This is a genomic window from Sphingobium salicis subsp. salicis (genome assembly GCF_049472635.1).
Classification (GTDB): domain Bacteria; phylum Pseudomonadota; class Alphaproteobacteria; order Sphingomonadales; family Sphingomonadaceae; genus Sphingobium; species Sphingobium yanoikuyae_A.
Genome location: NZ_JAYRCS010000001.1, coordinates 3,951,924 through 3,970,000, shown reverse-complemented (window position 1 = coordinate 3,970,000; position 18,077 = coordinate 3,951,924). Strand labels below are relative to the sequence as shown.

Genomic DNA, 18,077 nt, shown 5'->3' with positions numbered 1-18,077 from the left:
TTGTCGTTGGTGGTGTGGACTCTCAAGCGTGAGGTAAGGGCATCTGGTGAATGCCTTGGCATGTACAGGCGATGAAGGACGTGGCACGCTGCGATAAGCGTGGGGGAGCCGTGAGCAGGCTTTGATCCCGCGATTTCCGAATGGGACAACCCACCTTCACCATTTAATTCCGTTCTTGGTTTTCCAGGCGCGTAGTTAAATGGGAGAGGTATCACTAAGCTGAATAAAATAGGCTTTGGTGAAGCGAACCCGGAGAACTGAAACATCTCAGTACCCGGAGGAAAAGACATCAACCGAGATTCCGTTAGTAGTGGCGAGCGAACGCGGACCAGGCCAGTGCCTGATGTTTAATTAGCAGAACGATCTGGAAAGTTCGGCCATAGCGGGTGACAGCCCCGTATGCGAAAATGAAACATCAGGACTTGAGTAGGGCGGAGCACGTGAAACTCTGTCTGAACATGGGGGGACCACCCTCCAAGCCTAAATACTCGTACATGACCGATAGTGAACCAGTACCGTGAGGGAAAGGTGAAAAGCACCCCGATGAGGGGAGTGAAACAGTACCTGAAACCGGATGCCTACAAGCAGTGGGAGGGTCCTTGAGACCTGACCGCGTACCTCTTGCATAATGGGTCTGTGACTTAGTGTATCAAGCAAGCTTAAGCCGTTAGGTGTAGGCGCAGCGAAAGCGAGTCTGAATAGGGCGCCATAGTTTGATGCATTAGACCCGAAACCCGGCGATCTATGCATGACCAGGTTGAAGGTGCGGTAACACGCACTGGAGGACCGAACCGTTCAATGTTGAAAAATTGTCGGATGAGTTGTGCTTAGGGGTGAAAGGCCAATCAAGCCGGGAAATAGCTGGTTCTCCGCGAAATCTATTGAGGTAGAGCGTCGAATATTTGCCGTTGGGGGTAGAGCACTGGATGGATGCGGGGGTCGCGAGATCTACCAATTCTAACCAAACTCCGAATACCAACGAGTTTAGTTCGGCAGACAGACGGCGGGTGCTAAGGTCCGTCGTCAAAAGGGAAACAGCCCTAACCTACAGCTAAGGTCCCCAAGTCATCACTAAGTGGGAAAGCATGTGGGATTTCCAAAACAACCAGGAGGTTGGCTTAGAAGCAGCCATCCTTTAAAGAAAGCGTAACAGCTCACTGGTCTAAATAAGAGATCCTGCGGCGAAGATGTAACGGGGCTAAAGTGATGCACCGAAGCTTAGGGTTCAGTCTTTGACTGAGCGGTAGCGGAGCGTTCCGTAGGCCGTTGAAGCGGAAGGGTAACCGACCGTGGAGGTATCGGAAGTGCGAATGCAGACATGAGTAGCGATTAAGAGGGTGAGATGCCCTCTCGCCGAAATTCCAAGGGTTCCTGCTTAAAGCTAATCTGAGCAGGGTAAGCCGGCCCCTAAGACGAGCCCGAAGGGGGTAGTCGATGGGAACCACGTTAATATTCGTGGGCCTGGTGGTGTGTGACGGATGCCGTAAATTGTTCGGGCTTATTGGATTGCTCCGGGCAGTGAAGGGGTCCCAGGAAATAGCCCCACCGTATAGACCGTACCCTAAACCGACACAGGTGGAATGGTAGAGTATACCAAGGCGTTTGAGAGAAGTATCCTGAAGGAACTCGGCAAATTGCCTCCGTACCTTCGGAAGAAGGAGGCCCCATCTTAAGGCAACTTTTGATGGGGGGCACAGGCCAGGGGGTAGCGACTGTTTAGCAAAAACACAGGGCTCTGCTAAGTCGGCTTCAAGACGACGTATAGGGCCTGACGCCTGCCCGGTGCCTGAAGGTTAAGAGGAGGAGTGCAAGCTCTGAATTGAAGCCCAGGTAAACGGCGGCCGTAACTATAACGGTCCTAAGGTAGCGAAATTCCTTGTCGGGTAAGTTCCGACCTGCACGAATGGCGTAACGACTTCCCCACTGTCTCCAGGATATGCTCAGCGAAATTGAATTCTCCGTGAAGATGCGGAGTACCCGCGGTTAGACGGAAAGACCCCGTGCACCTTTACTGCAGCTTCAGAGTGGCATTAGGAAAGAACTGTGTAGCATAGGTGGGAGGCTTTGAAGCATTGACGCCAGTTGATGTGGAGCCATAGGTGAAATACCACCCTGTTGTTTTCTGATGTCTAACCTCGCACCGTTATCCGGTGCAGGGACCCTCTGTGGCGGGTAGTTTGACTGGGGCGGTCGCCTCCTAAAGAGTAACGGAGGCGCGCGATGGTGGGCTCAGGACGGTTGGAAACCGTCTGTTAGAGTGCAATGGCATAAGCCCGCCTGACTGCGAGACTGACAAGTCGAGCAGAGACGAAAGTCGGTCATAGTGATCCGGTGGTCCCTCGTGGAAGGGCCATCGCTCAACGGATAAAAGGTACGCCGGGGATAACAGGCTGATGATTCCCAAGAGCTCATATCGACGGAATCGTTTGGCACCTCGATGTCGGCTCATCACATCCTGGGGCTGGAGCAGGTCCCAAGGGTTTGGCTGTTCGCCAATTAAAGTGGTACGTGAGCTGGGTTCAGAACGTCGCGAGACAGTTTGGTCCCTATCTGCCGTGGGCGTCGAAATTTGAGAGGAGTTGACCCTAGTACGAGAGGACCGGGTTGAACATACCTCTGGTGTACCTGTCGTCACGCCAGTGGCGCAGCAGGGTAGCTATGTATGGACGGGATAACCGCTGAAAGCATCTAAGCGGGAAGCCTCCCTCAAGATAAGATTTCATCGAGCCGTCGTAGACCACGACGTTGATAGGCTGGATGTGGAAGTGCGGTAACGCATGGAGCTAACCAGTCCTAATTGCTCTGTTCGCGCTTAAGAGTCCCACCATCAACGACAATGCTGGAAACAGCAAAAACGCTGATGGCGTGGTGTTAAGCCAGCCCAGATATACGAACATCAAACACACAAAGTTCTTGTTGTTCACTTTCCCAAGTGAAAGTGAATAGTGCACGGTATCGATTAAAAACCCGCAGTTATGCGCCTGCTTCATTGCTTGGTGACCATAGCGTCTGTGACCCACCCGATCCCATCCCGAACTCGGCCGTGAAACCAGTCTGCGCCGATGGTACTATTGCTCAAGCACTGGAAGAGTAGGGCGTCGCCAGGCATTGAAGCACGCGCATAGCAACGGATCAAAAACCCATCACAATGTTACAAAACAGGGCGGCCCGCAAAGCCGCCCTTTTTGCATGTCAGGGCCACACAAAAGCCCAGTGTCGCGGGATGGAGCAGCCCGGTAGCTCGTCAGGCTCATAACCTGAAGGTCGTAGGTTCAAATCCTACTCCCGCAACCAACACAACACACGCACACGCCGCCTCGGATCTCCCCAAGGCGGCTTTTTTGTGGCCGCAAATCATCGCACCCGAGCGCCTCGCACCTTCGCCGTGCCGAACAGCCCCATCCTGCACTTGCCGCTCACGACATCGCCATCGAACAGCAGCGCATATTTAAGCGTGATCGCCGTACCCATCCGGTGAGGCCCGCCTTGTACGGCGAGTGAACGACCGGTCTTAAGAGCGCTCGTATGAGCGAGCTTAGGAGCGCAGCATGGGGCAGATCACGGTGATGACGGGGCCGGAGCGGCGGCGTCGGTGGCGAGACGAGGAACGGCTCCAGATCCTGACCGAAGCCTTCGCGCCGGGCGCATGTGTCGCCGACGTAGCCCGGCGGCGGGACGTATCGACCAGCCTCATCTACACCTGGCGGCGCAATCTGCGACGCGAACAAGCCGAAGGGACTGCTCTCCCGATGGCAGACATGACCTTTGCCCGGGCGGTCCTCGCCGAGGACGAGAAGGTGGACGGTTGCGATCGCTGCGGCGTGATCACCGTCGAACTGAGCGACGGCCGGCTCGTTCGCATTTCGGCCGAGGCGCCCGCCGGACTGGTAGCGGCGACCTTGAAGGCGCTGCGGTGATCCCAGCGGGCGCGCGGGTGTGGATCGCCATGGGTCACACGGATATGCGCAAAGGGATGCAAGGGCTGGCCTTGCAGGTCCAGCAGGGTCTGAAGCGCGATCCGCACGGAGGCGACCTGTTCGTGTTTCGCGGACGGACCGGATCACTGATTAAGATCATTTGGCACGACGGGATCGGCATGTCCCTCTATTCCAAGCGGCTCGAGCAGGGACGCTTCGTGTGGCCTTCGGCGAAGGACGGGATCGTCTCGCTGACCAACGCGCAATTGTCCTGCCTGCTGGAGGGGATAGACTGGCGTAACCCGCAGTACTCCTGGCGCCCGCAGAGCGCGGGATAGGCCGAGCACTTTCTTCGCTTCCCGAGGCATTTTCGGCTTCAACCCTGGGATGATCTGTGATTCCATGCCCGTCATGGACACGGCCGTATCGCCCCTCCCGGACGACGTCGAAGCGCTCAGGGCGCTGCTGTCCGCCGCGCTCGAACGCGCCGACGATGCCGAAGCGCGCCTCGCCAATGCCAGAGCCCGCGAGAGCGCGACCGAGGCGATGATCGCCCACCTCAAGCTGCAGATCGCCAAGCTGCGCCGCGAGCAATATGGCGCCAGCGCCGAGCGCAGCCGCCGGTTACTCGACCAACTTGAGCTACAGTTGGAAGACCTTGAGGCCGATGCCTGCGAGGATGACCTGGCCGCCGAAGTCGCCGCGGCCAGGACCGCCGATGTCGCCGCCTTTGGGCGCAAGCGGCCGAGCCGCAAGCCGTTCCCCGAACATCTCCCGCGCGAGCGCGTCGTCATTCCTGCTCCATGTTCGTGCCCGGCTTGCGGCGGCGCGCGTCTGTCGAAGCTGGGCGAGGACGTGACCGAGACTCTCGAGGTGATCCCGCGCCAGTGGAAGGTGATCCAGACGGTGCGCGAGAAGTTTTCGTGCCGGGATTGCGAGACGATCACACAGCCCCCGGCGCCGTTCCATGTCGTGCCGCGCGGATGGGCCGGCCCCAGTTTCCTCGCCATGCTGCTGTTCGAGAAGTTTGGCCAGCACCAGCCCCTCAACCGCCAGGCCGAGCGCTTCGCGCGCGAAGGCGTGGCGCTCAGCACCTCGACGCTGGCCGACCAGGTCGGCGCGGCGGCCTTTGCCCTAATGCCGCTCTATCTAAGGATCGAGGCCCATGTCCTGGCCGCCCGGCGTTTGCATGGCGACGATACGACTGTGCCGGTCCTAGCCAAGGGCAAGACGGATACCGCGCGCCTGTGGGTCTACGTTCGCGATGACCGGCCCTTCGCCGGCAGCGATCCGCCCGCAGCCCTGTTCCACTATTCCCGCGACCGGCGCGGCGAGCATCCTCGGGCGCACCTGGCGTCATGGGCAGGGATTCTGCAGGCCGATGCCTATGGCGGCTACAACGAGCTCTACGCGCCCGGCCGTCAGCCTGCACCCGTGATCGAGGCGGGCTGCTTTGCACACGCACGGCGCAAGTTCTTCGAACTGGCCGACGTCGAGGCTGCCGCGCGCCGGAAGAGCCGCGGTGAGCGTACCGGCATGATCTATCCGATTGCGCTGGAAGCCGTGCAGCGCGTTGATGCCCTGTTCGAGATCGAGCGTGGCATCAACGGCAAGGCGGCCGAAGAGCGTGTCGCCGTCCGGCAGGACTTCAGCGCGCCACTGATGACGGACCTGCACGCTTGGCTCACTGCCCAGCTCGCGAAGCTGTCGCGCAGCCACGATCTGGCTAAGGCGATAAACTACATGCTCCGGCGCTGGGATGCCTTCACCCGGTTCTTGGGCGATGGCCGGATCTGCCTCACGAACAACGCGGCCGAACGGGCGCTGCGCTGCGTGCCCCTCGGGCGCAAGGCCTGGCTGTTCTGCGGCTCCGATCGCGGTGGACAGCGCGCCGCCGTGCTTTACTCGCTGATCCAGACCGCCCGTCTTAACGATGTCGATCCGCAGGCTTGGCTGGCCGATGTCCTTGCGCGCATCGCAGAGCATCCGGTCAACCGGATCGACGAACTGCTGCCATGTTGGGGTGGACGGCTCCCAACGGCATCGCAATGTGCCAGAGTGAGTACGTTGCAAGACTTAATCAAGGGAGCCGCCCGTGGAGCAAATTACCCGCATAGGCATGGATACGTCAAAGAACGTTTTTCAACTGCATGGCGTCGATGCAGCGGAGAAGGCAGTGCTGCGCAAGAAGTTGATGCGCCGGGAAATGGTTCGGTTTTTCGAAAAGCTGCCACCCACCGTCGTCGCTATCGAGGCATGCGGCAGTTCACATCATTGGGCTCGTCTTCTCGGATCGCTCGGGCATGACGTAAGGTTGATCGCGCCGCAATTAGCGAAGCCCTACGTCAAGCGCGGCAAGAACGACGCGGCGGATGCCGAAGCTCTCTGCGAAGCGGTGAGCCGCCCAACAATGCGCTTCGTTCCAGTAAAGACTGCAGAACAACAGGCGGCGCTCATGTTGGTCGGGGTGCGCGAAAGGCTCATCCAGAAGCGCACCCAGCTCGTCAACGCTATACGAGGGTATGGCGCGGAGTTCGGCATCACTGCGGCGACGGGTGCATGTCGCGTCGTACCGCTTCTCGAGCGCATCGCGGCAGATGAAACGATACCCGAATTGGCGCGCGAACTTTTTGCCCTGCAGGGAAAGGAATATGCGCAGCTCCAGTGCGAGATCGAACGGATCGACGCGAAGCTGATGGAATGGCATCGCAACGACGAATGTAGTCAGCGACTGGCCAAAATTCCCGGCGTTGGGCCTATCGGCGCGACCTTGCTCATGATGAAAACGCCCGATCCGCATCTATTCAAATCCGGTCGGGATTTTGCGGCATGGATGGGCCTGACCCCTAAAGATCACTCGACCGCCGGCAAGACAAGACACGGCGTTATCACTCGCGCTGGTGATGAACTTCTCAGAAGCACGCTCGTGGTCGGAGCTACCGCAGTCGTTCAGCACGCCCGCAATGGGCGAGGTAGGAATCTCACACCATGGCTTATCGGCTTGATTGGACGAAAATCACCTAAGCTCGTTGCGGTTGCCGTTGCTAACAAAGCCGCACGTGTCGCGTGGAAACTCATGGTGAGCGGCGAGCGATACCAATGCGTCGCGCCGCCCGCCCTTACTGCGGTAGCAGCATAAGAATTAGCCAGGAGCGATGAGCAGAATATCAATGCTATCGTACTGAGCTGATCCGTGATCTTGCATGAAGAGAGCAGATGGTGCGATCGATCGATCCGAGGCGTGTGACACTCCGTCAGTTCCAGTGGCCATCACAGGCCGCTGCCGTGTTGGGAACACACACCGCGGAAACCATCTTGGCCAGCGGTCACGTGCGACCGCACCGAAAGGCCGGACATATGGAAGCAAGCGATCCGATCAAATTTTCCGTTCAGCCCTTGCAAGAGGGAGCCGTCCACATATGGAACTGGAAAGATTGAGCCAAACCATTCGAAAGCACTCCTTGACGCAAAAAGCCGTACTTGGCGTCTACGTCGCATGCTTTGCCGTTGGCGCTTTCAATCATGGCAGGGATTTTCTCAGCTACGGCGCGCGGCCCTACAACTGGGCTCCGGCCCTGTTGGAAGCATTCTGGTCTGCGCTGCTCTTCCTCGACCTAGCCACTATAGGCCTGCTGCTGCTCGGCAAACTTCGGGTTGGTCTGGCGCTTGCCGTAGCGATTATGATCTCCGACGTCGCTGCAAATTCTTACGGATTCTTCGTGCTTGGCATTCCGGGCTTCAAAGTCGCATTACCACTCCAGGCCGCGTTTCTCGGTTTTGTTCTCGGTTCTGCACCGTTCCTTTGGCCAAACCGCGAAACTGCCTGAGCGCCTGCGGCTCTCACCGGATGCTTACTGATCGCCATCGGCCTGGTGACCTTCATCTCCCAGGACAGCTGATTGCCGCTCAGCGTGCCGGAAAACGCCTGCGAGCCCTGATCGGCCTCCAGCCGTCCCGTCACCCGCTCGCCCGAAACCTCGAAATGCGCCACCATCGGCTGCGGCCCCATCGGCGTCGCGAGCACCAGCTGCCATGCGCCGTCAATGCCAACCGGGGCGACAGGCGCGATCGGCGGAGGAGGGGGCGCTACCGGGGCAGGGGCATCGACCTCCGGCGCCCGATGATCGGGATGGAAGCGACTGACCGGACGTTCGGGCCAGGGCTGCCCTTCGATCACGGTCATCAGCTTGTCCGGCGTCAGCGGCAGGTCCACCGGCACCTCGCCGAACGGCGAAAGCGCATCCGCGATAGCATTGACCAGGGTTGGCGGGCCGATGATGCAGCCGCCCTCGCCAACGCCGCGAAAGCCGCCTTCGGCCTGCGACGGCGTATCGGCATGGACATATTCGAAATCGGGCACGTCGAAGATTGTCGGCAGCGCATAATCCTTGAAGGTCGCCGCCGTCGGATTGCCCTGCGCATCGCGCGCGGCATCCTCCAGTAGCACGCTGCCGATCGCCTGGGCAAGGCCGCCGGCAATCTGCCCCTCTACCACCGCCGGGTTGATCATCACCCCGCAATCCTCGCTGCTGACCCAGCGGCGGATCGTCACGAAGCCGGTATCGGCATCGACCTCGACGATGCAGGCATGGGCCGCGCTGGTGAAGGTCATGGGCGGCGGATCATAGCGATATTGTGCTTCCAGCCCCGTCTCCATGCCCGGCGGCAATCGCCCCGGCTCGCCATAGGCGATCTCGGCAATCTCGCGCAGCGTCCGCCGCATCTCCGGCGCACCGGCGACATGGACCATCCCACCCGCCAGGCTGATCGCCTCCGGACTGGCGTTGAGCAGATGGGCGGCCACCACCTTCACCTTGTCGGCGAGCAGGCGGCCGGCCCGGATCGCCGCGCCGCCGCCGATCACCCCTTGTCGACTGCCGCCCGCGCCGGGGCCAAAGCCGCCGCGCGAACTGTCGCCGTCGAAGATGGTGACGTCCTCGATTGGCACGCCCAACTGATCGGCAATGCACTGCGCCATCGTCGTCTGGGTGCCATGGCCCTGCGAATGGACGCTCATCACCGCGACCACCCGTCCGGTCGGTTCGATCCGCAGCTGCGCCAGTTCGCCGGTCATCACCGCGATGCTGCCCGCCGCGCCGGTCGGCTCGATATAGGCGGCAAAGCCAAGGCCCAGATAGCGCCCCTGTGCCCGCGCCGCCGCCTGCTCCGCGCGGAAGGCGGGCACGTCCACCACCTCCAGCAGCTTTTCCAGACATTGCGCTGGCGTGATGTCCTCGCGCGGGATGCCGAGCGGCGTGACCGACGGCTGGTCAGCAGCGGTGCAGAGGTTGCGCCGGCGAATCTCCACCGGATCGACGCCGATCTGGCGCGCCGCCCGGTCGAGCAAAGTCTCGCGCGCCAGCGTCTCGATCGCCCAGGGGCCACGATAGGCGGCCAGCCCCGGCGTATTGCTGTACCAGCCGCGCGATACGAAGCTGTAGGCGGGGATATTATAGGCCGCCCACAGGAACATATGGACCGCGATATTGGCGTCCGCCCCCATCGGATAGGCGCCATTGTTGAGCGCATAATCGGCATGGCTGGCGATCAGCCGCCCGTCCGTGTCGAAGGCGGCGCGCAATGTCATTTCCTGCTCGCGCGCCTGGTTGGCGGCGGTCAGATTCTCGATCCGGTCCTCGATCCACTTGACCGGCCGGCGCAGCAGCATGGCGGCAAGGATGGCGGACACCTCCTCCATCCAGGGATGGCTCTTGAGGCCGAAGGAGCCGCCGACATCCTTGGCCACCACCCGCACGCTCAGCCCCGGCCGGTCGAGCGCCAGCGTCAGCCAGCGCGCCACCAACTGCGGCCCGGCACAGGTGATATGGACCAGCAGTTCGCTCTCGCCCTGCAGGCTCGCCACCACGCCGCGCGTCTCCATCGGCGACTGGGCGATGCGCTGATGGCGAATCGACTGGCTGACCAGATGCGGCGCGCCCGCCAGCAGCGCCTCCAGCGCGGCATCGGCGTCCTCCTCGCCCATCAGCGCGGCGACATTGTCGTCGGTATCGGGATGCACCCGTGGGCCAAGGCGCGCATCGTCCAGCGTGACGACGGCGGTTTCCTCGGCATAATCGACCAGGACCAGGCTGGCGGCATCCTCGGCCAGATAACGGTCGTCGGCGATCACCAGCGCGACCGGATGGCCGACATAGGCGACCCGCCCGTCCGCCAGCGGGGTCATCGCCACCTCCACCGGGCCGAGGAAGAAACTCAGCATGGTGACGCCGAACGGCGCCAGGTCCGCCTGGGTCAGCACCGCATGGACGCCGGGCTGGGCGCGTGCGACATCGGTGTCGATCGACCGGATCCTGCCGCGCGCGATCGGGCTGCGGACGAAGGCGGCGTGCAGCATGCCGGGCAGGATGATATCGTCGACGAAGCTGCCGCGCCCGGTCAGCAGCCGGCCATCCTCCTTGCGCGGCACGCGCTGGCCGATGAAGCGCTGGGCGGAAATCGGCGGCGCGTTCATGGCGTGCCATCCTCCGCCGCCAGTTGCCGGATCGCGCGGCGTATCCCCTGATAGCCGGTGCAGCGGCACAGATGACCGGACATGGCCTCGGTCATCGCCGCTTCGTCGGGGCGGGCGCCGTCTGCCCGCAGCGCGGCCAGGGTCATGACGATGCCGGGCGTGCAGAAACCGCATTGCAGGCCATGGCAATCCTTGAGCGCCTGCTGCACCGGGTGGAGTGTGCCGTCGGCCGCGGCCAGCCCCTCCACCGTGGTCAGGCTGCATCCATCGGCCTGCACCGCCAGCATCAGGCAGGACCGCACCGCGCGCCCGTCTACGATCACCGTGCAGGCGCCGCACACCCCCTGCTCGCAGCCGACATGGACGCCAGTATAGCCGGCCCGATCGCGCAGCCAGTCGCTCAGCGTCAGCCGCCCGTCCACCAGCCCGCGATGCTGCTGGCCGTTTACGGTCAGGGCGATGGGATGCTCGCTCATGCTGCCAGCCTCCGGTCGAGCGCCTGCGCCAGGGCGCTGGCGAAGATTCGCCGGCCGACGCTGCGTCGATAGGCGGCGCTGGCATGGCCGTCGTCAAATGGCGCGCTGTCGGCGATCGCCAGATCGGCAATGGCCTGCACATCGATCCGGTCGATCGCCTGGCCGATCAGCGCCTGCTCTGCCTGCCGCGCGCGCATCGGTGTCGGTCCCATGCCGAACCAGGCGATGCCCGCCCGCTCAATCCGTCCCTCCACGATCGCCAGCGCGCCGACCAGCCCGACCAGCGCGAAATCGCCGGGCCGCCGCGCCACTTCACGGAACAGCGGCACCGCATCCGCCGGCCAGGCGGGATAATCGATCGCCACCAGCAGTTCGTCCTGCGCGATCGCGGTTGCATAGGGGCCAAGATAGAGGTCGTCGGCGGCCATGGTCCGCGCGCCGCGCACCGACCGCAGGGTCATGGACGCCCCCAGCGCCACCGCTGTCGCCGGCATCTCGGCCGCCGGTTCGCCGAGCGCGATCGACCCGCCGATCGTCCCGCGATTGCGGGTCTGGTGATGGCCGACATGGGCCAGCGCCGTGACGAAGACCGGCAAGGCCTGTACCAGCAGCGGATTGGCCAGCGCATCGGCCTGCCGCGTCGCCGCGCCGATCCGCAGGCCGCCGGCATGGGGGGCGATGCCCTGCAATTCGGGCAGATGGCCGATGTCGATCAGGATGAAGGGCTGGCTCATGCGCAGCGCCAGCAACGGCATCAGCGTCTGGCCGCCCGCCAGCAATTGCGCGCCGCCGCCGGCCTCGGCCAGCAGCGCGCAGCCATGGTCGATGCTGGTGGCGCGGACATAGTCGAACGGCGCGGGCTTCATCGCCGCCCCCTGCGCCCGGCCTCGAACCCGGCCAGCGCCGTCACCGCCAGCAACAGGCCGATCGCCACCATGCCGGTGCCCGCCACGCCGCTGCGCTCCAGCAGCACCCCGGTCGCCAGCGCCAGCAATAGCGCGATGATCCAGCCCCAGGGATGGCCGCCCGCCGATGGCGGAGCCTGCACCGGCGCCGTCACCGCCGCGACCGGTCCATCCTCCGCCGGCATGCCACCACCGCTGACCACCGCGTTGAAGTTGCGGAAAAATTGTCCCACAAGCTGCTTTGCCGTCGCGTCGATGATCGGCCCGCCCAGCTGCGCCAGCCGGCCGCCGACCTCCGCTTCGACCGCATAGGACAGGCGCGTTTGGGAGCCGTCGTCGGCCAGCGTCACCTTCGCGCCGCCCTTGGCATGGCCCACCGTCCCGCCCTGGCCCTCACCGCTGATGCGATAACCATTGGGGGCGTCGATCTCCGACAGGGTGACGGTGCCGGCAAAGCGCGCGCCGATCGGCCCGATCTTCACCGCGATCTCGGCCCGCAACCGGTCCTCGCCGTCACGCTCCAGCGACTGGCAGCCGGGAATGCACTGGCGCAGCATCGCCGGATCATTGAGCGCCTGCCATACCGCGTCGCGCGGCGCGGCGATCCGCTCCTCGCCGGTCATCCGCATCAGAAGCGCGCCGCCGTCGGTGTGTCGGTGTCGGGCTTGCGCGTGCCCAGCGCCTCGCGCGCGGTGGCGCGCAGATAGGACCAGATATTGTGGATTTGCGCCTTGCCCAGCGGGAAGCGCGGCATGCCCCGTTCGGCCAGCGCGCCTTCCTGCACCACCTGGTAGAAATTCTCCTCCGACAGCGACAGGGCGGATTCGCGCAGATCCGGCCCCGGTGCGCCGGCGCCCTTGAACGCCATGCCGTGGCATGCGCCGCAGATGAAGCCCATCTCCTTGCCCGCGGCCACCGCCTTTTCGTCCAGCACGATGCCGGGATCGTCGAGCGCATGGACCGCCATGTCGCGCGGCGGCGATGGCGCCAGCCGCGCCTTGCCGCCGATCGCGAAGCTCAGCAGCCGGCGGGGCTGGGCGCCATATTTCCAGCCGACATTCAATATCTCGCTCGCCGCCGCCGTGGTGCCGCCCCAGCCGACCAGCAGCGACACATATTGGGTGTCGCCGATGGCATAGCTCATCGGCGCGCCGATGATCCCCAGTCCCGCATTGAAGCGCCACACTTCCTTGCCGCTCGCCGCGTCATGCGCGCGGACATAGCCGTCGGCCGTCCCCTGGAACACAAGCCCGCCTGCCGTCGCCAGCGTCCCGCCATTCCACAGATGGGACCGCGCCATGCGCCAGCGCGCCTTCTGCGCCACCGGATCCCACGCCAGCAACGCGCCGGTCAGGTCGTCCTTGTCGCGCTTTTGCGTGATGAAGCTGGCGCTGGCCCCGGTGATGCTGGCCAGGAACCCCTTGTCCGCCTTCGCGTAGCGGGCGCCGGCCTGCATATAGGGGATATAGGCCAGACCTGTCTGCGGACTGTAGCTCATCGCCTGCCAGTTATGGCTGCCCAATGTGCTGGGATAGATGTCGACCGGCCCGTCCTGATAATGGGCATTGGCGGTTTCCACCGGGCGTCCCGTCGCCATGTCGATATGGCTGGCCCAGCTCACCTTGCCGACCTTCTCGGCGGAGATGAGTTTTCCGGTCTCGCGGTCCAGCACATAGAAGAAGCCGTTGGTCGGCTGCTGCATCAGCACTTTGCGCGGCCGGCCGTCGATCGTCACGGTCGCGGCGATCATGTTGGCGGTCGCCTTGTAATCCCAGCTTTCGCGGGGGTTTTGCTGATAATGCCAGATATATTGGCCGCTATCGGCGTCCAGCGCGACGATCGAGGCGACCAACAGATTGTCGCCGCCGCCCGGACTGCGCTTTTCCGGGTCATAGGGGCCGGCATTGCCGACGCCCAGATAGATGCGGTTGAGCTCCGGGTCGAAGGTCATGCCGTTCCACACCGTGCCGCCGGTGCCGGTCTTCCAGTAGGAACCGTTCCAGCTCCTGGCCGCCATTTCCATCACCGGGTCGCCGGCATTCTGCTCCGGGCTGCCCGGCACCGTCCAGAAACGCCAGACCTGCGCCCCGGTCTTCTGGTCATAGGCGGTGACGAAGCCGCGCTGGCCGATATCGGCGCCGCCATTGCCGATGATGACCTTGCCGTTGAAGGTGCGCGGCGCGCCGGTCAGGCTGTGCATCGTGCCGGGCGGCAGGGTGTTGACGCTCCAGGCGACCGCGCCGGTCCTGGCATCCAGCGCGATCAGCCGGCCGTCCAGCACGCCGATGAAGATGCGGCCATTGTCGTAAGCGACACCGCGATTGACCCCCATGCCCATCGCCTGCCGGGTCGGATTGACCTTCCAGATTTCCGGATCATATTTCCAGATCAGCCTGCCGCTCGCCCCGTCGACGGCATAGACCGCGCCATAGCTGCCGCTGAAATAGAGGATGCCGTTCACCGCCAGCGGGGTCGCCTCCAGCGATACCTCGCCCTCCAGATCGAGTGACCAGGCCAGGCCCAGCTTGCGGATATTGGCGGTGTTGATCGCGCTCAGCTGGCTATAGCCGCTCTCGTCGGCGCTGCCGCCGACACCGGGCCAGTCGGCCCCCGTGCCGGTCTGCACCACCTGCTGCGCCACCAGCCCGGCGGCCGACGCCGCCAGCGCCAGTCCCGCCACCGTCCGTACCAGAAACAGCCCGCGCGTCCCCCGCATCCGCTCTCTCCCGTCCTGCCCGCTTGCCGCGATGCCTGTTTGACTGAACAGGTGTTTAGTTTTTGTGGGTCAGCCGGTCAAGCAGGCGCAGGCCATCGCCCGCGGGCATCGCCCCGGTGCTGTCATCATCGCTGTCAATTTTGCCGTGTCGGGATCAGTCCGCGCCGGGGGCGAAGCGGGCGCGGGTCGATTGCGCCGCTTTGCGCGCTTCCTCGACCGCGGCCTCCTCGGTCGCGAACAGCAGATGGTCGATCACCGCCGCCAGATGGCCGCGCATCGCCGCGCGCGCCGCTGCCGGATCGCGCGCCCGGATCGCCTGGGCGATGACGCGATGCTCCTCGACAACCGGCGTCACCTTGGCGGCACGGGCCTTGGCGAGCAGCAGCCGCGATTCCGGCGCGCTCGCCCGCATTTCCCACAGCCGCGCGACACTGTCGACCAGCGCCGCGTTGCGCGTCGCCTGCGCGATCAGCATGTGAAACTGCTGGTCGACGGCATAGGCATCGCCATCGCGCAGATTCTCGCTGGCGATTTGTTCGACCAGCCGGTCCAGTTCGTCCAGTTCGTCCGGTCGGGCATGCAGTGCCGCCAGCGCCGCGGCCTCGCCCTCGATCGCCAGTCGCGCCTCCATCAGCTCGAAGGCGGTTATGCTGAACCGGGGCGCCTCGGCCGCCTGGCGATCGGCACCGGGAATGCGCACCACATAGGCGCCCGATCCGACCCGCACCTCGACCAGTCCCTGCACCTCCAGCGCGATGATCGCCTCGCGCACGGTCGGCCGGCTGACATCATGCTCGATCGCCAGCTCGCGCTCGGGCGGCAGCCGGTCGCCCACGGCATAGCGGCCACCCGCCAGGTCCGCGAGCAACCGCCGGGCCAGTTGCTGATAAAGGCGGCTGCCATCGCCGACGTCCGGCAGGGTCTGGGAAGAACTGGTCATGTCAGCCCCTCTCATGCGCTACTCCGTCCCGCTTTTGAAGCCCCTCAGCCGGGTTCAGCTGGGTAAGGCGATCATCGATATCTGCCGGCCATAATCACCTTCCTGCGCATGGCAGGACCGGCGATAGCTGAAGAAGCGATCGGCCTGGCTATAGGTGTCCTCGTCCAGCAGGCTGATCCGCCCGATCCCCGCCGCCTGCAGCCGCGACGCGACATAGGCGGCAATGTCGAACTGGCAGTGGCCCGCCCGCCCGGCGCTGAAGAATCGCGCATTGTCCGCGTCGTCCCGCTCGAACCGCTCGGCAAAGTCCAAAGTCACCTCATAGGAAGCGCGCCCGATGCACGGGCCGATGGCGCAGGCAATGCCCGCACGCGTCGCGCCCAGCATCTCCATCGCCGCGATCGTCCGGTCGGTGACGCCGCTGATCGCGCCCTTCCAGCCGGCATGGGCCGCTCCGATCACGCCGGCTTCCCGGTCGGCGAACAGCACCGGCACGCAGTCGGCGGTCAATATGCCCAGGATCAGCCCCGGCGTGCGGGTGACCATCGCATCCGCCTCGGGCCGTTCATCCTCGGCGATCGGCGCGGTCACGGTCACGACATCGGGCGAATGGACCTGTCGCACCGTCACCAGCGTGGCGCCGGGCAGCAGCGCGTCACGCGCCAGATCGCGGTTGCGCAGGATCGCCAGCCGGTCATCCTCCGACCCCAGCCCGACATTCAAACCGGCGCACACCCCGGTCGATACGCCCCCCTGTCGTCCGGCAAAGCCATGCGGGACATCGCCCAGCGCGGGCGCCCGCAGCAACTCGATCATAAAATTTCCTTCGCGCGTTCAGTGAAGAAGCATGTCTCAGAAGCGCAACATACTTGCGCATGGCGGATTAGGCGATAGTCTCCCGTCCCACAGAAAAGGGGGGGCGGCTAACGCGTCGCCCGGGCAGAAGACTCCAATAAAGGGTTTCATTGATGATTTTCGGGCGCGTTAAGCCTCTCGACGCCATATTGGCGACGGCAGAGAAAAAATCACTGCATCGCTCACTGGGCGCATTCCAACTCACCATGCTGGGCATCGGCGCCGTCATCGGCACCGGCATTTTCGTGCTGACGGCCGAGGCCGCGCAAAAGGCGGGGCCGGGCATGATGCTCTCCTTCGTCATTGCCGGCTTCGTCTGCGCGGTCGCCGCGCTCTGCTACGCCGAAATGGCCGCCATGGTCCCGGTCTCGGGTTCGGCCTATACCTACAGCTATGCGGTGATGGGCGAACTGATCGCCTGGATGGTCGGCTGGGCGCTGATCCTCGAATATGCGGTGGCTGCCGGCGCCGTGTCGGTGGGCTGGTCCGGTTATGTGGTCGGCCTGATCGAACATACCTTCCATCTCGACATACCCGATCTGCTGACGCGCGGGCCGTTCGATGGCGGCATGGTCAACCTGCCGGCGATGCTGATCGCGTCGCTCGTCACCTGGCTGCTGGTCATCGGCACCAAGGAAAGCGCCACCGTCAACGCGGTGCTGGTCGCGATCAAGGTGTCGGCGCTGACCCTGTTCATCGTCCTGTCGGTGCCGGTCATGAACATGAAGGGCTTCACCCCGTTCATGCCGCTCGGCTTCTCGGGCGTGTCGGCCGCTGCCGCCTCGATCTTCTTCGCCTATGTCGGCTTCGACGCGGTTTCGACCGCAGCGGAGGAAACCAAGAATCCGCAGCGCAACATGCCGATCGGCCTGATCGGCTCGCTCGCCATCTGCACCATCTTCTACATGCTGGTGGCCGCCGGCGTGATCGGCACCGTCGGCGCACAGCCGGTCTATGGCCCGGCCGGCGAAGTCCTCGCCCCCGGTTCGACCGCCCTGTCGCAGCAGTGCGCCGCGCTGGCCGCTGCCGGCACCGAAGCCGTCACCTGCTCGAAGGAAGCGCTGGCCTGGACCCTGCGTGAAATCGGCTGGCCCCAGATCGGCAACCTGCTCGGCCTCGCCGCCGGCCTGGCCCTGCCTTCGGTCATCCTGATGATGATGTTCGGCCAGACCCGCATCTTCTTCGTCATGAGCCGCGACGGCCTGCTGCCGGAACTCTTCTCGAAGGTGCATCCGACCTACAAGACGCCGCACGTCATCACCATCCTGACCGGCATCTTCGTGGCGCTGTTCGCGGCCTTCTTCCCGGTCGGCATCCTGGCGGACATCTCCAACTCGGGTACGCTCTTCGCCTTCGCCGCCGTGTCGATCGCGGTGATGCGCCTGCGCAAGACCGATGCCGACCGCAAGCGTCCGTTCCGCACCCCGGCCATCTATATCACCGCGCCGATCGCCATTGCCGGCTGCGCCTATCTCTTCTGGAGCCTGGGCGTCGAAACCAAGCTGATGTTCGTTGGCTGGGCGACGCTCGGCCTGATCGTCTATTTCGCCTATAGCCGCAGCCGCAGCCATGTCGGCCGCGGGATTGTCGATGTGGCGGAGGCTGGCGCGGGCATCCCGCCCCAGCCGGTGCCGCCGCTGCCGGGCGCGCACACGCCGGGCGGCCAGGACGCCTGATCGGCCTGACGATCGATGGAAGGAAGGGGCGGGAAACCGCCCCTTTTTTCTTGGGTGCCGCTGCCGGCCCGACCCCTGCGACCTTTTGTCTTGGTGACAGGGGGCAGGGGTCGGGCTAGG

At 64.0% G+C, this 18,077-nt stretch carries 11 protein-coding genes, 1 tRNA gene, 2 rRNA genes and 1 pseudogene; 8 read left to right on the top strand and 7 right to left on the bottom strand.

The features are described from left to right. Positions 1-24 precede the first annotated feature (24 nt). The 7 genes and pseudogenes from VHN57_RS19220 (at position 25) to VHN57_RS19190 (ending at position 7,056) form a co-directional block, all read left to right on the top strand. A 23S ribosomal RNA gene (locus VHN57_RS19220) occupies positions 25-2,816 on the top strand. A gap of 176 nt (positions 2,817-2,992) precedes the next feature. Further along, positions 2,993-3,107 (top strand): 5S ribosomal RNA (rrf, locus tag VHN57_RS19215). Between the two features lie 110 nt (positions 3,108-3,217). After that, positions 3,218-3,294 (top strand) — tRNA-Met (locus tag VHN57_RS19210). Between the two features lie 254 nt (positions 3,295-3,548). After that, positions 3,549-3,917: an IS66-like element accessory protein TnpA gene (gene tnpA / locus VHN57_RS19205; RefSeq protein WP_423284920.1), complete on the top strand. Its 369-nt coding sequence runs from the start codon at positions 3,549-3,551 to the stop codon at positions 3,915-3,917. Beyond that, the gene (gene tnpB, locus VHN57_RS19200) at positions 3,914-4,255 is read left to right on the top strand and encodes an IS66 family insertion sequence element accessory protein TnpB (RefSeq protein WP_423284918.1); all 342 of its coding nucleotides are present in this window, start codon (positions 3,914-3,916) and stop codon (positions 4,253-4,255) included. The genes tnpA and tnpB overlap by 4 nt, the downstream gene beginning before the upstream one ends. A gap of 73 nt (positions 4,256-4,328) precedes the next feature. Further along, a pseudogene (gene tnpC, locus VHN57_RS19195) lies at positions 4,329-5,960 on the top strand (IS66 family transposase); the annotation flags it as partial. Between the two features lie 52 nt (positions 5,961-6,012). Then, positions 6,013-7,056, top strand: a complete 1,044-nt coding sequence (locus VHN57_RS19190) for an IS110-like element ISShsp1 family transposase (RefSeq protein WP_423283350.1) — start codon at positions 6,013-6,015, stop codon at positions 7,054-7,056. Between the two features lie 567 nt (positions 7,057-7,623). Here VHN57_RS19190 and VHN57_RS19185 read toward each other — a convergent pair. The 7 genes from VHN57_RS19185 to pgeF form a co-directional block, all read right to left on the bottom strand. Further along, positions 7,624-10,389 (bottom strand): xanthine dehydrogenase family protein molybdopterin-binding subunit, encoded by a 2,766-nt coding sequence (locus tag VHN57_RS19185; protein WP_423284916.1) that lies wholly within the window; start codon positions 10,387-10,389, stop codon positions 7,624-7,626. Beyond that, positions 10,386-10,865 carry a (2Fe-2S)-binding protein gene (locus tag VHN57_RS19180; RefSeq protein ID WP_423284914.1) on the bottom strand — a complete coding sequence of 160 codons (480 nt, stop codon included), beginning with the start codon at positions 10,863-10,865 and terminating at the stop codon, positions 10,386-10,388. Before VHN57_RS19180 ends, VHN57_RS19185 begins: the two co-directional genes overlap by 4 nt. Continuing rightward, positions 10,862-11,731, bottom strand: coding sequence for an FAD binding domain-containing protein (locus VHN57_RS19175; RefSeq protein ID WP_278985673.1), 870 nt, complete (start codon positions 11,729-11,731; stop codon positions 10,862-10,864). Before VHN57_RS19175 ends, VHN57_RS19180 begins: the two co-directional genes overlap by 4 nt. After that, positions 11,728-12,399 (bottom strand): CoxG family protein, encoded by a 672-nt coding sequence (locus tag VHN57_RS19170; protein WP_278985672.1) that lies wholly within the window; start codon positions 12,397-12,399, stop codon positions 11,728-11,730. The genes VHN57_RS19175 and VHN57_RS19170 overlap by 4 nt, the downstream gene beginning before the upstream one ends. Further along, positions 12,399-14,486, bottom strand: coding sequence for a PQQ-dependent dehydrogenase, methanol/ethanol family (locus VHN57_RS19165; protein ID WP_423284911.1), 2,088 nt, complete (start codon positions 14,484-14,486; stop codon positions 12,399-12,401). The genes VHN57_RS19170 and VHN57_RS19165 overlap by 1 nt, the downstream gene beginning before the upstream one ends. 154 nt (positions 14,487-14,640) lie before the next feature. Continuing rightward, the gene (locus VHN57_RS19160) at positions 14,641-15,426 is read right to left on the bottom strand and encodes a FadR/GntR family transcriptional regulator (RefSeq protein WP_048938538.1); all 786 of its coding nucleotides are present in this window, start codon (positions 15,424-15,426) and stop codon (positions 14,641-14,643) included. A gap of 54 nt (positions 15,427-15,480) precedes the next feature. After that, positions 15,481-16,242, bottom strand: a complete 762-nt coding sequence (gene pgeF, locus VHN57_RS19155) for a peptidoglycan editing factor PgeF (RefSeq protein ID WP_125989191.1) — start codon at positions 16,240-16,242, stop codon at positions 15,481-15,483. Between the two features lie 152 nt (positions 16,243-16,394). Between pgeF and VHN57_RS19150 the strand changes: the two genes are divergently transcribed. Next, positions 16,395-17,957, top strand: a complete 1,563-nt coding sequence (locus VHN57_RS19150) for an amino acid permease (RefSeq protein ID WP_069336445.1) — start codon at positions 16,395-16,397, stop codon at positions 17,955-17,957. The last annotated feature ends 120 nt before the right edge of the window (positions 17,958-18,077 follow it).